The following is a 15151-nucleotide window of genomic DNA, read 5'->3' on the forward strand; positions in this document are numbered from 1 at the left end:
ATGGCAATCAAAGATAGAATAAACGCAATTGTAGAGAATTTTAAAAATTTACCAACAAATAAAAAAATCACATTAGGAGCTGTTGTCTTAATCATAGTGTCATTAATACTCACCTCCTTGCTTTGGCTTCAAAAGGTTGATTATCAGGTTCTTTACAGCAACTTATCCTCAGAGGATGCAGGAAATGTTATCAATAAACTAAAGGAAAAGAAAATTCCCTATCAGGTAAAGGAAAATGCGATTTATGTGCCTTCTGATAAAGTGCATGAGTTAAGGCTTGAGCTTGCTGCTCAAGGAATACCATCAGGAGGTGGAGTTGGTTTTGAAATATTTGATAAAACATCCATTGGACTTACTGAATTTTCTCAAAGAATCAATTACATTCGGGCACTTCAGGGTGAGCTTTCAAGAACAATAAAAAGGCTGCAGGAAATAGATGATGTCAGAGTTCATATTGCAATACCTGAGAAGTCAATATTCACAGAGAAAGAAGACCATCCAACTGCCTCTGTGGTTTTAAAGCTAAAACCAGGAAGAGCTCTTGCTAAAGAGCAGGTATCCAGCATAGTGCATCTTGTATCAAGCAGTGTGGAAGGACTTTCACCCCAGCATGTAACAGTTGTTGACCAATATGGCAATCTTCTATCAGGTGGAAAGGAGACAACCCAACTTGTTGATGCTACCCAACTTGAATACAAAAGAGCAATTGAGAAAACCTATGAAAAAAACATCCAGAGCATGCTTGAAAACATAGTTGGAAAAGGAAAGGCAATTGTTCGGGTTTCTGCAGACATTGATTTCTCAAAGGTTGAAAAACTTGAAGAAAAATATGATCCAGATACAATTGCTATTAGAAACGAACAGAGAACACAGGAAAAAACAATGGCTCCCCAGACTGGAGGAATTCCCGGTGTACTTTCCAATCAGCCCGGTCAGGCTCAGACAGGAACTGCTCAGCAAAATGTGATTAGCCAGAAACAGCAGGAAACTATAAATTACGAAGTCAGCAAAAGCATTAGCAAAATTTTGGGTTCTGCTGGACAGATTAAAAAGATATCAGTTGCAGTATTGGTTGATGGAACTTACAAAGAAGATAAAGGTAAAAAAATATACACACCAAGAAGTGATGAAGAGATAAAAAAATATCAAGAGCTTGTTCAAGCAGCAGTTGGATACAATAAAGAAAGAGGTGACCAGGTAATAGTTGAAAGCATGCCCTTTGAAGCTGTTCCAGAGGAAAAACCCGGAATTGACATTATGGAACTTGTAAAAACCATATTAAAATACCTCGTTCCAGTGATCATTATTCTGCTTCTCATCCTATTTGTCCTGAAACCCTTAATAAATATTCTTAGAACTCCAGAGAAAAAGGAGATAATCATCTCAGAGCAAATTTCTCCAGAGGAAATAGGCTTAAAGAAAGAGGAAATTATATCTCCTGAAAGAGATTTAAAGCAGGAAATTACTGAAATGGTAAAAACAGACCCTAAGAAGGTTGTATCTATTCTTAAAGAATGGATGGCTGAATAAATGAAAAAGTTCTCTGGCATTGAAAAAGTTGCAGCACTAATGACAATTTTAGGAGAAGAAGCTGCCACAGAGCTTTTTAAACACTTTGATCCCATTGAACTTGCAAGAATAATTCCTATGATGTCAAGAATTAAACTTACACAGGAAGAGGCTGATGAACTCCTTAAGGAGTTTGCTGAAAAATTAGGCACTGCGCCCATGAGAGTAGATGTTGAATACATAAAAAGCATACTTACAAAGGCATTTGGTGAGGAGCAGGCACAGAAGCTTATAAGCAAAATTGAAAGCGGAGCATCCGCCTTTGATATATTAAGATGGCTTGACTCCTCCTCTATAGCAACAATGCTTCAAAGAGAACATCCCCAAACTGTTGCAATAGTGTTGGCGCACTTGGAGCCAACGCAGGCAGCTGAGGTATTAAGTCAATTTCCAGAACAGCTAAAAATAGAGGTTGCAAAAAGAATTGCAAGCCTTGACCAGATATCGCCTACAATTTTAAGTGAACTTGAAGAAGTGCTTCAAAGTCAGCTAAGGTCCTACACTCAATCAAGAAGAATTGGAGGCATAAAAACTGTTGCTGAGATACTCAATCAGATGGACAGAACAAGCGAGGAATTAATACTCAAAAACATTGAGGAAGGAGATCCAATTCTTGCTGAGGAGATACGAAAGCTCATGTTTACCTTTGAAGACCTTATTCATGTTGATGACAGGGGCATACAAACAATTCTTAAAGAGATTTCAACAGATGACCTTGCAATTGCCTTAAAAATGGCTTCTGAGGAACTTAAACAAAAGATATTCAAAAATATGTCAAGCAGAGCTGTTGAGATTTTAAAAGAAGAGATGGAAGCCAAAGGACCTGTTAGGGTATCTGATGTTGAAAAGGCTCAGATGAACATTGTAAGAGTAGCAAGAAAGCTGGAAGAAGAAGGCAAGATCGTATTAGGAGGCAAAGGTGGAGAAGAAGTTGTTGTCTGATGAGATAAAACCCTTTGTACCTTTGCCTTTTGATGATTCATTAACTTCCCAAGAGAACACTGAAGAGGTAAAGCCTCAAATAGACGAAGAACAGTTAAAGCTAATCTCCGAAGAACAAAGACAAGCAGGTTATAAAGCTGGGTTCAATGATGGCTATAATGAGGGTTTTAACAAGGGATATCAAGAGGGAATTAATAGAGGAAAGGAAGAAATAAACCAGAAAATAAATGAACTTAAATCCGCAATTGCTGCATTTAAAAACATTCTGCAAGACCTTGAGGAATTTAAACAAAAACAGATTATTGCTTTAATGCCACAAATCTTAAAACTATCAATGAAAATTGCAGAAAAGATTGTTGCAGCTAAAATAAATCTTGAAAGGGAACTAATCATCAGTATTATAAAGGAAGCCTTAAATACATTGCCTGTAATTGAAGACAAGATTATAATAAAAGTTAATCCTGAGGATTACAAAATTGTTTCTCAAAAAATATCAGAACTCGGCGTTGACCCTCAGAAACTATCAATTCATCCATCTTATGATTTAAAAAGAGGAGACTGTAGCCTTGAAACTCAATCTTTGCAGGTTGAGGCTAAAATTGATGAAAAACTTAAGGAAATAGAAAATGCTCTCAATACAGTCCTTTATCAATAAGGCAGAATCATCTTTAGACAGTATTCAAACAGTAAAGGTCTTCGGAAAGGTTACGAAGGCTGTTGGTCTCATTGTTGAGGGAACAGGAATTAATGCCAGCATTGGAGATATATGTGAAATTATCAGTAATGACTACTCCGTTGAGGCAGAAGTTGTTGGCTTTAGAAATGGCACAATTCTACTTTCTCCCTTAGGAGAGATTTATGGCATCAAGGCAGGAGATAAAATAGCTGTTAAAGGTAAGCAAAGTTATATTGAACTAAGCGACAGTATTTTGGGAAGAATTATTGATGGTATCGGAAAACCAATTGATTATGGTCCAAGCATACATGGAAAACCTTATCCAATATACAGGGAGGCTTTAAATCCCTTAGAAAGAGAGATCATAAAAGAACCACTTGATCTTGGTATTAGAGTAATAAATGCATTATTGACATGTGGTAAAGGTCAAAAAATAGGCATAATGGCAGGAAGCGGAGTTGGAAAAAGTGTGCTTCTTGGAATGATAGCAAGATACACGACTGCTGATGTTAATATTATTGCACTCATTGGAGAAAGAGGAAGGGAAGTTCGGGAGTTTATTGAAAATGATCTAAAGGAAGGCATTAAAAAATCTGTATTGGTGGTAGCAACCTCTGACACTCCAGCCCTTTCAAGAATTAGAGGTGCATTTTTAGCAACAGCAATTGCAGAGTATTTCAGAGAAAAGGGAAAGGATGTGCTTTTGCTTATGGATTCCCTTACCCGTTTTGCAATGGCTCAAAGAGAAATAGGACTTGCAGCAGGTGAGCCTCCTACAATGAAAGGATATCCACCAAGTGTTTTTAAACTCATGCCAAAGCTTCTTGAAAGAGTAGGTGTTACAAAAAATAGAGGTTCAATCACGGGTATATATACTGTTCTCGTTGAAGGTGATGACCTTACGGACCCTGTTGCAGACTCTGCCCGCTCAATACTTGATGGTCACATAGTTCTTTCAAGGGAACTGGCTAACAGAAACCATTACCCTGCTGTTGACCCTTTAAAAAGCGTTAGCAGAGTTATGAAAGATATTGTGGATGAAAAGCATCAACAAATGGCTGGTAAACTGCTTGATATTCTTGCCACATATGCAAAATACGAAGACATTATCAACATCGGTGCATACAAGGAAGGAACAAATCCTCAGGTTGATTTTGCCCTTAAAATGATTGATAGAATCAACAACTTTCTCAGGCAAAAGATAGAGGAAAAAGCAAATTTTGAAGAGAGTGTAAAAGCTCTCTATAGCCTGTTTGAATAAAAATGAATAAGAAAGCCTTAAATATGATACTTAAATTAAAAGAATGGGAAGAGGAGTCAGAAAAACAGAAGTTTGCAGAGTTGCTTTCAACCCGCAGAAGAATTATAGAGCGAATAGCAGAAATTGAGCGGAGATTTAACTTTCTCTCATTAGAAATTCAAAATCAAAATGAAATTTCCCAGCAACAGCTAAACACAATATATTCTGAAATTGAATATCTTTTAGAGCAAAAAGATAACTTAGTTGGGCTTTTAGAACAGATTGAGAAAGAAATAGAAGCTCAGCGGGCTTTGTATGAGAATGCCTTCAAAGAGAGAAAAAAAACAGAGACAATTTACGAGAGAGTACTGACATTAGAAAAGTTTGAGAAGGAAAAAACCGAAGAAAAAGAAATAGCAGATATCCTTATGTCCAGATACAGGAGTTGAAAATGCTAAAAAGAGCAGTCATATTAGGCATTTTTATCTTTATATTTGGTATAATGGCTGGCACTTTGATTGGACAGCAGACCACAACCCAACAGCCTGCAAATATTGAAGAGGAAAGATTAAAAATTCTTCAACAGGACCTTGACAAAAAAATGGAAGAACTAAAAAAGCTTAAGCAGGAAATAGAGGCAAAAATTAAACAGCAGGAAGAGATTAAAGCGATGTTAGAAAAGGCTCAGTCAGAACAGTTTCAGAAACTGGCAAAGATTTACGAGCAAATGCCACCAGAGGAAGGTGGTGCTCGTCTTGAACAGCTTGATGATGAAACAGCAGCACTGATACTTATTGCTATGAAACCCCGTCAGGCAGGAAAAATTCTTGCCAATGTAAATCCCCAGAAAGCTGCATCCATTTCAAAAAAGGTTGTTGCCATCAAGGAAAAATTATCCAATTAGGAAATATTTTCCCTATTCTTAGCTCCTTCATTCAATGAAAAAAGCCTGAAAAATCTTATCTTGAACCATCCATTATTTTGGCATGAGAGTTGTTTTTTTATTATGGTATGATGATAAGTGGAAACATAAATTTGAATTTGTTAATGAATGCAGACAATGTTGTAAATCTACAAACCAATTTCTCCAATCAAACTTCTGAATTTGATATTTTACTCAATGAGCTATTAAATGTTTTATCTGAAAACAAAGACCTCTTAGTGGACAACAAAATCAATGATCTGCTGATTAATAACAATCCTATGGCATTATTTGGAATAGCTATCTTGGGATGGGAACAAAATTTATCACAAATCTTAGAACTTCTGAAAAATTCTGAAAACAAAAATTTTTCCCTCCTTGATTTCATTAAATCAGGAGAAAATAGCGGTGAAATATTTAAGCTGCTACAAAAAATTCAAACAGAAAACAAATCAAATCCCAGTTTTGAAAAAATTGCAGACTTTGAAAACATCATAAAATTAAATTCAAAAAATCTTGAAAACACTGATCTCCAGAAACTTACTGAAAAGTTAACAAATCAGGACTTAAAATTAGCTGACGATAGCTTAAAAATAACAAAAAGTTTCAGTGCAACTGAGATTAAAAATGAAAACTCAGCCAATCTGATAAAACTCTTAAATGAAGAAAATGCTATTAATTTAAGCGATAAAACAACCAGCAATAATGTTAAACAAGAGCATCTTACTTCTCCTTCTAATACCTCTGATTTTGCACCAAAGCTCAATGATATTCAGACAAAAATTGATCTTCCAATAACAAGACTTAATGATGTGTCCAGCATCATATTTAAAGCTGTCTCAACTTCGCAAAAAAATCTCATTGTTCAGCTTGAACCACCTGAGCTTGGAAGAATTTTAATAAAGTTATCGCTTGACAATGGCTCAATAAAGGCTGACATGAAGGTTGACTATCCGCATGTTAAAGAGATGCTCACAGCATTAGTCCCAGAAATAAAAAGCAATCTTCAGTCATCGGGAATAAAGGTTTCTGATTTTCTTCTGGATTTAACCAAAGAACACAAAGGATATTCTGACAGTTATCAAAATCAGGGCAACAGAAAAAACAGAGACAACCAAAAGTTTATTGAATATTTTGCATAGGAGGAAAAAATGAGTGAAATTAGCAGTATTTTTGAAAATCCGCTTTATATGGTTCAGGAAAAAACAAATGCAACAGGCAACAACAAGATAGACAAGGAAGCATTTCTCAAACTCCTCACAGCCCAGCTTAAGTATCAGGACCCGCTCAATCCGCTTAAGGATACAGAGTTTGTTGGTCAGCTTGCAACATTTTCAACCTTAGAGCAAATCATAAACATGAACAAAACTCTTGAAGACCTTGCAACATATCAAATTTATTCAAATGCTCTTATGATAGGCTCAACAGTAATAGGCAAGACAGTGGTAACAACAGATGGCAAGGAATATCAGGTTCAGGGAATTGCAATTGAGGATGGTAAACTTAAACTCAATGTAGGCGATGATATATATATAAGTATGAGCCAAGTCAAGGAAATTAAGGCTTAGAGGAGGTGATAAAATGTTAACATCACTTTTTACAGGCATAAGTGGATTAAATGCAAATGGTCTTGCCCTTTCAGTTATTGGTGATAACATAGCCAATGCAAACACAGTAGGTTTTAAGGCAAGCAGGGCAAATTTTGCAGACATACTAAGTCAAACCCTAAGCGGTGCTTCAGCAATGCAAGTTGGACGTGGAACAATGATTATAGACATACAGAAACTATTTACACAGGGAACACTTGAGACAACTGCAAATCCTCTGGATTTAGCAATTGAGGGAGATGGATTTTTTGTGGTAAGACAGGAAAACGGACCCACCTATTACACCCGTGCAGGACAATTCAGACTTGATAAAGATGGATATGTTGTTGATCCTAATGGATATAGACTTCAGGCATATTTATTTGACCCGCAAGGAAACATAACAGGTGGAATAGGCGATGTTTATCTGGCAGGCTTGATGAGTGAACCCTCTGCAACTACGAGAATAAACACTCAAGTTAACCTTGACTCAAGGAATACCCCTCCAACAAATCCCTGGACCTATGCAGGTGGCACAGACCTTCCCACTTCTGATCAATACAACTATTCAACGGCAATTACTATATATGACAGTCTTGGAAATCCACATATTGTTTATACATATTTTGTAAAGAATACAACAGTAAACAGATGGAATGCTTATTTTGTCTATGACTCTGATGCAGACCCTGATGTGAACAACTTTCAGGTCTCTGGTCCGTATACACTTAATTTTGATGAAAATGGAAAACTTACCAATAATCCACCTACTACAACAGTTGATTTTGATTTTTCAGGCTGGGGCGCAGTAAATCCGCAAACTGTTACAATAGATTTCACTGACACAACACAGTATGGTGCTCCAAATGCCGTTGTATTTCAGAATCAAAACGGATACACAGCAGGAAATCTTATTGGCGTTACAGTTGATCAGAATGGAGTAGTGTCAGGAGTTTTCACAAATGGTCAAGTAAGAAATGTAGCTCAGGTTGTTCTTGCCAAGTTCGTAGCTCCCCATAATCTTACAAAGATGGGAAACAATCTTTACCTTGAATCCTTTAGCTCAGGTGGACCTATTCTTGGTGCTCCCGGAACTGTGGGAGTTGGAAAAGTTTTTGCAAACTCCCTTGAGGCAAGCAATGTTGACCTTGCTGAGGAATTTGTAAGAATGATAGCTGCCCAAAGAGGATATCAGGCTAATGTTCGTGTTATCACAACCACTGACAACATGTTAAATGAGCTAATGAATATTGTTAGATAATAAATAGTTGACACAAAATACATAGTCTGTTTACTGTAAGCTTCTGAAATAATTATTGCAGTCTTCACCGCCATTGGGAGACTGCAGGAGAGCAGGTTCCCAATCTGCCCTTTCGTAATTGAAGGTCATCCTCTCATTTCGTCATTAAGAGTAGCCACAACGCCTTCGGTTCGTGACAGGCTTCATAAACATATCTTTTCTTTTCTTGCTTGCCCCAAGTTGTCTTTTCCACTTCCCTTAACCCAACTTCATCAATTTTCAGCCTTTAAAAATATCAAAAGCTTTATAATTCAATAAGTTATATCTTTTTTCATTCAATTTTGTAGTCTAATCTAACTTTATTATTTTTGCCTATTTATTCCCTTAAATATTGACTTTTTTGTCTAATTTTTGTATACTAATATAAAAAAGGAGGTAACTATGTTCGTAAAAGAATCTTGGTCAACAAAAAAAGGTAAAAAATACAAAACCTACGAAATATCTAAAGCTTACAGAGACAAAAAAACTAAAAAGGTTAGGCATGAAAAAATTGCCAATATCACTCACTTAGGTGAGCCTCTTATTTCCAAAATAAGGCAACTGCTTAAGTCACCTGAGAAAAAGGTTGTAGTGGACAAAGACAAGTTTTTTGAGGATGCAACTTCAGTAGGGCATATACTGTTACTGTTAGGATTTATGATGAAGATAGGATTTCTGGGATGGTTAAGGCATTTTCCAAAGAAGGTAAGAGATTTGCTTTTGGCAGTAGTGCTTAACAGGATAATAGAGCCAAGGAGTAAGTATGCATCAGTGGGATGGATACGAAGAAGTGGTTTTATGGAACTGTTTGATTTAAGGGAAGAGGATATGCATGTAAATGAGATATACAGGGCAATGGACAAGTTGTATGAGAAGATGGATAATGTGTTAGATGATTTTTATAAGACGGGAGCACAAGGGACAAAGTTGTTGCTTTATGATATTACCTCAGTATACTTTGAGGGTCAAGGACCTCTGGGGCTCGCAAGATATGGATACTCAAGGGATGGGAAGCCCGATAAAAAGCAAGTATTGTTGTGTTTATGTTTGAACGAGAATAAATTTCCAGTGCATTTTGATGTTATAGAAGGCAACATATCAGATAAGGAGACAGTAAAGGGACTAATAAGTCAGTTAAAGAAGAGATACGACATCAAGGAGGCAGTATTTATAGGAGACAGGGGGATGGTGACATTACAGAATATAGAGTATCTTGAGAGAGAGGGGATAAACTACATATTAGCGATGAGATTTAGGGAAGCAAAGAAAATGGTAGTGCAGAGGGGTATACAGTTAGATATATTTCAGAAGGAGTTGCCAGTGACCATCTATATAAGTGAAGAGGAAGGGGTAAAGAGCAGATATGTACTATGTGGGTCTGAATACAGAGAAAGCCATGACAGGGAGACATTGGAAAGTATACTTAAAAGGGGCAGGGAGGCATTGGAAAAAGTAAGGCAGATGGTAGAAAGAGGAAAGCTAAGAGACAGGGAGAAAATACTGAGGAGGGCGCAGAGGAAACTGACAAAAAGTGGAGCTGAGAATTATTATGATTTCAGATACGAAGAAGGCAGATTTCAGATAATAGCAAAGCAAGAAGCTATAAAGAAGGCATATGATATGTGTGGGAAGTATATTTTGCAGACGACATTAATGAAGGAAGAAGATGAAGAGATAGAGAGGCAGTATAAGGAATTACAGACAGTGGAGGATGCATTCAAGCAGTTAAAGGATTTTGTAGAGATAAGACCGATATATCATTATAAAGACAGGAGAGTAAGGACGCATATATTTTTATGTGTGGTAGCCCAGACAGTGTTAAACAGGCTAATGGATGAGTTGAAGGAGAAAGGATGGTTAAGGGAGAGCAAAGAAAACAGTCTGAAGAAGTGTTTGGACAAATTTTATGAGATAGGGATAGGAGGTTTTGAGATAGAGGGGGAGAAAATAAGGATTATGAGCAAAGCTAAGGAGGAACATAAAAAGATACTGAGAATATTGGGAGTAGGGGATAAGATTTTCAGAACTTACGAAAGTGCGAGAGAATTTTGTAGGCTAATCTAAAAATTATAACTCATTGATTTTAAAATTTTTTTATTCAAAAGTTGATGAAGTGGGGCTTAAGTAACTGCTGCAGTGTCCTCATAAGTAAAAAAGACATAAAACATACTTCAAAATGTCCCTTTATCCTTCTCTCTGTCCAGTGAAATACGGGGCTTACTTTAAGTGTGTTTTCACCCGACTTTATCAGTTAAAGCTCAAAAGATCGGTTTTTATGAGATTGCTTCGTCGCTTCGCTCCTCGCAATGTTCCGTGTTAATTTGTCAAGTATTTTTTTCCATTCATTGCAATTTCTTCATTGTATGGTATCCCACTTTTTAAAACTCCATATACCTGCCTTATTAGTTTATGGGCTACTGCTATCAATGCCTGCATCTTGCTCTTGCCCCTTTGTATCATCCTCTCATACAATGCTTTGCATGCCTTATTATATCTCATCGCTGACATCGCTGCCATATACAATATCTTCCTTATATATGCACTCCCCTTCTTCTGTATCCTCCCCTTTTTCTTTACACTCTTGCCCGATTCATATACTCTCGGGCTTATCCCTATATAACTGCCTACTGCCTTTACTCTGTCAAAATTTTCAAAACATCCAAGCATTGATACTGCTATGCATGCTGTCCTCTTGCCAACTCCAGGCACACTCTCCGCTAACTTTATCTGTTTCTCATAACTGGCCTACCGCCAATTCTTCCAATTCCTTCTCCATCTTCTGTATTGTTTCCTCTGCATTTTTTATGAGCTCGTTAAAATTTTCTATTACTGTATCTACCATTATCGGTTCATATCTTAATGCTTCTCTTTGATTCTTTAAACAATTAAGATGTTTCTGAATCTTCGCAAGGCAAGTTAATAGTATCTTAATCTTCCGCTGGGGTTCAGCCATTGGCTTAAATAATCTTATCTCTTCGCAAATCTCCACACTCTCAGCTATCACTGCAGAGTCTATTTTGTCTGTCTTCGCTCTATTAAACTTTGCATCCGCAAGTTTCTTTGTCTGCAGCGGATTCAAAATTGCTACCTTATACCCTTGCTCATATAAGGCATGGGCTAATTTTAAATGATAAACCCCTGTATGTTCCATAACAACCAGTATATCCTCTTTACAGCAGTCAGGTAACTCCTTTTTCAAAGCCTTATGCAACTGCTCTGCATGATTCTTTAGATTGAAAGAAGCTCTTTTACCTTTACCTCTTTCCCTAATTGTTACTGCTATGGTATCCTTTGCCACATCTACTCCAACTATGAACTTCTCTTTTGTCATTTCTCTTCCTCCATTTGATTTTTTTGTTTTTCTTCCCTTATCCTATCATCGTGGGAACTCATTCAGGCTGTCTGAGCCTAATGTTCCGTTCAGGCTTAAGGGAAGGGAGAAGGTGGTGGACAACATTGCGAACGGTCTTTAAGACCTATGACAAATCGTCCTTGCCCACCTTCTTTCTTCCTTTTATTTTAACTTATCCCTGTTTAGTGTCCATATATTTATCATACGATGACAAAGAGGTTGATGCCTCGCAATGACCTCCAAGAATTCTTGCTTCTTACAATGACAGAGACAAAGCTTTTGCATTAAGATTTGAGATTCATACAATTTTGTTTTAATTTTAAACATTAGAAGTTATCAAATAGCATCTGCTTTCTTTCCTTTGGATTATCAAAAAATACTTCTTTTGGATCAAAGTGTTCAGGATCAAAAATACCTCCAACCCATTCAAGTAACTCTTCATGCCTTTCATGATTTGGATCATTGATTGCCTCAAGAAGCTCTAAGTAGCCATACGGACCTCCGCAGTCTTCAGGCGGGCATGCTCTTTTGCCAGCAATGCATATTGGATATTTAATCCCTTCCTTACGGGGAAGAATTTTTTCAAGCTTAATTTGATGATGCCAGTTATCACCAAAATCGTAAATATAAGTGGCAATAATATTATACGGTGAAAACAATTTTTTTATTTTCTGCTTCCATCCAGCTAATATTGGCTTAAAAGAAAAATCATTATCGGAAATTCCGATTTTCATAGCACCACCAGTTTTAGGGTCTTTTATCAAAAACATATGAAGATGTGTGTCTGTCCGTCCCATCGCATCTTGTATAGCTACATGTAAATCCCAAAATGAGTAGTTCTCAGGGACTTGAATTCTTCTCCAAATAGGCGGTTTAATTCCCAAAAGCGTTATTTTAAACTGATAAACGAATTCATAACTTTTTTTCATTCTTTACTCCTTTCTTAAAATTTCACTTGAAACATTTTTTACAGAAGCGACTCCTGTAAGTAACATTGCCTGTATAAGCTCGCTCTTAATCTTTTCAAAATAAAGCCTTAGTCCCTCTCTGCCTCCTCCAAATACTGCAATAACAACTGGTCTTCCAATTAGTACAGCATCAGCTCCTAAGGCAAGAAGCTTCAGAACATCAACACCAGAGCGAACTCCGCCATCAGCAATTATAGTAATTTTTCCCTTAAGTTCAGATGTTATTTCTGGGAGAATTTCTGCAACTCCTGGGGTATGGTCAAGAATTCTTCCACCATGATTAGATACAACTATAGCTTTTACACCTAATTCATAGGCAATTTTAGCTTCCCTTAAAGTCATTATCCCTTTGAGAATAAATGGAAGAGATGTAGATTTTACAAGTTCTTCAATCTCCTTTGGTGATTTTGGACTCACTGGCTGTCCCTTAAGTGCCATTGTGATAAGCCCTGCACCATCAATATCAACACCTAAAGCTATAGCACCCGATTCTTCAGCAAGCCTGATTCTTTTAATTATCTCTTCTTGAGCTCTTGGCTTGATAATAGGAATTCCTTTGCCATTGAATTTCCTTATAGCCTCTATACCACTTCCATACATTAAAGGGTCTGCACCGTCTCCAGTCCATCCAATTGTGCCTGCCATTAAAGAACCTGCAATAACTTCTTCGCAGTAAACATCTTCAGTTATTGCACCCCCCATGTTGTATGTAGTACCTGTTATCGGAGCTGCCATTACAGGCAAGGATAACTCTTGATTGAACATTTCAATTCTTACATCAGGCTCTTTTACATCGTGGATTGTGGAAAGATTGAGTTTGTATCTGTTAAGAGCTTCCACATTTGCCTTAAAAGAAGAACCTGTCCCAACGCCTCCCATTCCAGGAACCTCACCGGCACATACAACTCCATTGCAAACAGGACAAACTTTACAGTAAGGTTTTAGCTTTTCCTTTGCTGATTTTTTTACTTCTTCCCAATTCATGGAAGCCTCCTTTTTGCTTAATATTTAAATTGCATATTGCATTATATTTATACTTAAGTAAGCAAACAAACAAGATTTAATAATAAAAAAATGCCTATAGTTTTATGATATCATAAAATAAAAGGGCGGTTAGCTCAGTTGGGAGAGCGCCAGAATCGCACTCTGGAGGTCGGGGGTTCGACTCCCCTACCGTCCATTTTTTTTTATTTTGTTTAACCTTTCCATAAAAAACCATAATCATCCACCTTTGTTGCAAAATCATTGATTTTTTTATGTTTTTAGACAACTTTTTTACCACTACTGTTTATTAAAATCCGTTGACATCCAATAGTAATATACGGTATTATTCACGGTATAAAAAAAATTTTTTGATAGCAATACCGTATATTCGAAAGGAAAACCGAACTGGACATTTAAAATAAGGAGGGCAAGAGGAATGCTTAGTGATTTAAAGATTAAAGCACTCAAACCGCAAGAAAAGCCCTACAAGGTTTATGATGAGCATGGTCTTTATTTGTATGTATCTCCTACTGGAGTCAAGTCATGGAGAATAGACTACAAATTTAATGGGAAAAGAAAAACAGCTACACTTGGGCAGTATCCCATGGTAGGGGTTAAGGAGGCAAGGGAAAAGCTTATGGAGTTCAAGCGAATGCTTGCTGAGGGGAAAGATCCTGTAAAAATAAAAAAACAGGTGCAGAGTTTTCTTTTTAAAGACATAGCAGAGAGATGGTTTCAGGTTAACAGTCCAGGATGGAAGGAAAAACACAGAAAAACTATCATGTATAGACTGAAATGTTATATTCTGCCAGCTTTAGGAGACAAAAATATCCAGGATATTACAAAGCCTGAAATTATTCTTCTTCTTGAAAAAATAAAACTTGCTGGCAAAATTGAAACTGCTAAAAGAGTTTACAGAATCATTAATTCCATTCTTTCTTATGCTATGGATCTGGAACTGGTAGATAAAATTCCAACTCTTAAACTTAAATACTATCTTCCTGCCACTACAACAAACCATTATCCTTCTATATTTAATCCTGAAGAAATAAGCAAGCTTTTGAAAAAAATAGAAGTATATCCCAATATAGTTGTAAGAAATGCCCTTAAGTTTCTCATTCTCACATTCGTTCGTCCCGGAGAGTTAAGACTGGCAAAATGGAATGAATTTAACTTGAATGAATGTATATGGGATATACCAGCAGAAAGGATGAAACTTAAAAAACCTCACAGAGTATTTCTATCAAAACAAGCACTTCAGATACTTGATGAAATGATAAAGTTACCCTCTTACAACAAAGATGGCTATGTATTTTACGGAAGATATCCAGACAAGCCTTTAAGCGAAAACACTCTGAATAAAGCTCTCAGAATCATGGGATATAACACTAAAAAGGATATTACAGCACATGGTTTTAGAGCAATGGCAAGAACACTGATTCACGAAAAGCTTAACTATCCTCCAGAAGTAATTGAACATCAACTTGCCCACAAAGTGCCAGATACACTTGGTGAGGCTTACAACAGAACAAAATTCTACGACCAGAGGAAACAGATGATGCAAGATTGGGCAGACTGGCTTGATTCGTTGAAAAAGTAATTATTTGTCCCCATAACCAGATTTGTTACTTAA

General features: G+C 36.8%; 15 protein-coding genes and 1 tRNA gene. 12 read left to right on the top strand and 4 right to left on the bottom strand.

All coding sequences use genetic code 11. The features are described 5' to 3' along the window. The 10 genes from fliF (at window position 1) to ACYQ3P_RS02855 (ending at window position 10278) form a co-directional block, all read left to right on the top strand. Window positions 1-1530 (top strand): flagellar basal-body MS-ring/collar protein FliF, encoded by a 1530-nt coding sequence (fliF, locus tag ACYQ3P_RS02810; RefSeq protein WP_460176437.1) that lies wholly within the window; start codon window positions 1-3, stop codon window positions 1528-1530. Further along, window positions 1531-2511, top strand: a complete 981-nt coding sequence (gene fliG / locus ACYQ3P_RS02815) for a flagellar motor switch protein FliG (RefSeq protein ID WP_460176438.1) — start codon at window positions 1531-1533, stop codon at window positions 2509-2511. It begins immediately after the preceding gene. Then, the gene (locus ACYQ3P_RS02820; RefSeq protein WP_460176439.1) at window positions 2489-3166 is read left to right on the top strand and encodes a FliH/SctL family protein; all 678 of its coding nucleotides are present in this window, start codon (window positions 2489-2491) and stop codon (window positions 3164-3166) included. The genes fliG and ACYQ3P_RS02820 overlap by 23 nt, the downstream gene beginning before the upstream one ends. Then, window positions 3138-4448 carry a FliI/YscN family ATPase gene (locus tag ACYQ3P_RS02825; protein WP_460176440.1) on the top strand — a complete coding sequence of 437 codons (1311 nt, stop codon included), beginning with the start codon at window positions 3138-3140 and terminating at the stop codon, window positions 4446-4448. The genes ACYQ3P_RS02820 and ACYQ3P_RS02825 overlap by 29 nt, the downstream gene beginning before the upstream one ends. Window positions 4449-4450: 2 nt before the next feature. Continuing rightward, a complete protein-coding gene (locus ACYQ3P_RS02830) occupies window positions 4451-4876 on the top strand; it encodes a hypothetical protein (protein WP_460176441.1) in 426 nt (141 codons plus the stop codon). A gap of 2 nt (window positions 4877-4878) precedes the next feature. Then, on the top strand, window positions 4879-5331 hold the full coding sequence (locus ACYQ3P_RS02835) for a MotE family protein (protein WP_460176442.1): 453 nt from the start codon (window positions 4879-4881) through the stop codon (window positions 5329-5331). Between the two features lie 107 nt (window positions 5332-5438). Beyond that, window positions 5439-6491 (top strand): flagellar hook-length control protein FliK, encoded by a 1053-nt coding sequence (locus ACYQ3P_RS02840; protein ID WP_460176443.1) that lies wholly within the window; start codon window positions 5439-5441, stop codon window positions 6489-6491. Window positions 6492-6500: 9 nt separating this feature from the next. Then, entirely contained in the window at window positions 6501-6917 is a 417-nt protein-coding gene (locus ACYQ3P_RS02845; RefSeq protein WP_460176444.1) for a flagellar hook assembly protein FlgD, read from the top strand. Between the two features lie 13 nt (window positions 6918-6930). Then, window positions 6931-8196 (top strand): flagellar hook protein FlgE, encoded by a 1266-nt coding sequence (gene flgE, locus ACYQ3P_RS02850; protein ID WP_460176445.1) that lies wholly within the window; start codon window positions 6931-6933, stop codon window positions 8194-8196. A 420-nt stretch (window positions 8197-8616) separates the two neighbouring features. After that, on the top strand, window positions 8617-10278 hold the full coding sequence (locus ACYQ3P_RS02855) for an IS1634 family transposase (protein ID WP_460176446.1): 1662 nt from the start codon (window positions 8617-8619) through the stop codon (window positions 10276-10278). A 252-nt stretch (window positions 10279-10530) separates the two neighbouring features. On the opposite strand, the gene ACYQ3P_RS02860 is transcribed toward ACYQ3P_RS02855, so the two are convergent. From ACYQ3P_RS02860 to ACYQ3P_RS02875, 4 genes are all read right to left on the bottom strand, one after another. Beyond that, window positions 10531-10923 carry a transposase gene (locus tag ACYQ3P_RS02860; protein ID WP_460176154.1) on the bottom strand — a complete coding sequence of 131 codons (393 nt, stop codon included), beginning with the start codon at window positions 10921-10923 and terminating at the stop codon, window positions 10531-10533. A 25-nt stretch (window positions 10924-10948) separates the two neighbouring features. Continuing rightward, window positions 10949-11545 (bottom strand): IS110 family transposase, encoded by a 597-nt coding sequence (locus ACYQ3P_RS02865; RefSeq protein ID WP_460176447.1) that lies wholly within the window; start codon window positions 11543-11545, stop codon window positions 10949-10951. A gap of 347 nt (window positions 11546-11892) precedes the next feature. Then, window positions 11893-12495 carry a plasmid pRiA4b ORF-3 family protein gene (locus ACYQ3P_RS02870; protein ID WP_460176448.1) on the bottom strand — a complete coding sequence of 201 codons (603 nt, stop codon included), beginning with the start codon at window positions 12493-12495 and terminating at the stop codon, window positions 11893-11895. A 3-nt stretch (window positions 12496-12498) separates the two neighbouring features. After that, window positions 12499-13518: an alpha-hydroxy-acid oxidizing protein gene (locus tag ACYQ3P_RS02875; RefSeq protein ID WP_460176449.1), complete on the bottom strand. Its 1020-nt coding sequence runs from the start codon at window positions 13516-13518 to the stop codon at window positions 12499-12501. Window positions 13519-13641: 123 nt separating this feature from the next. On the opposite strand from ACYQ3P_RS02875, the gene ACYQ3P_RS02880 reads away from it, so the two are divergent. Both ACYQ3P_RS02880 and ACYQ3P_RS02885 read left to right on the top strand, forming a co-directional pair. Further along, a tRNA-Ala gene (locus ACYQ3P_RS02880) sits at window positions 13642-13714 on the top strand. A gap of 240 nt (window positions 13715-13954) precedes the next feature. Then, window positions 13955-15118 (top strand): tyrosine-type recombinase/integrase, encoded by a 1164-nt coding sequence (locus ACYQ3P_RS02885; protein WP_460176450.1) that lies wholly within the window; start codon window positions 13955-13957, stop codon window positions 15116-15118. The last annotated feature ends 33 nt before the right edge of the window (window positions 15119-15151 follow it).

It is taken from the genome of Thermodesulfovibrio hydrogeniphilus, assembly GCF_054657355.1.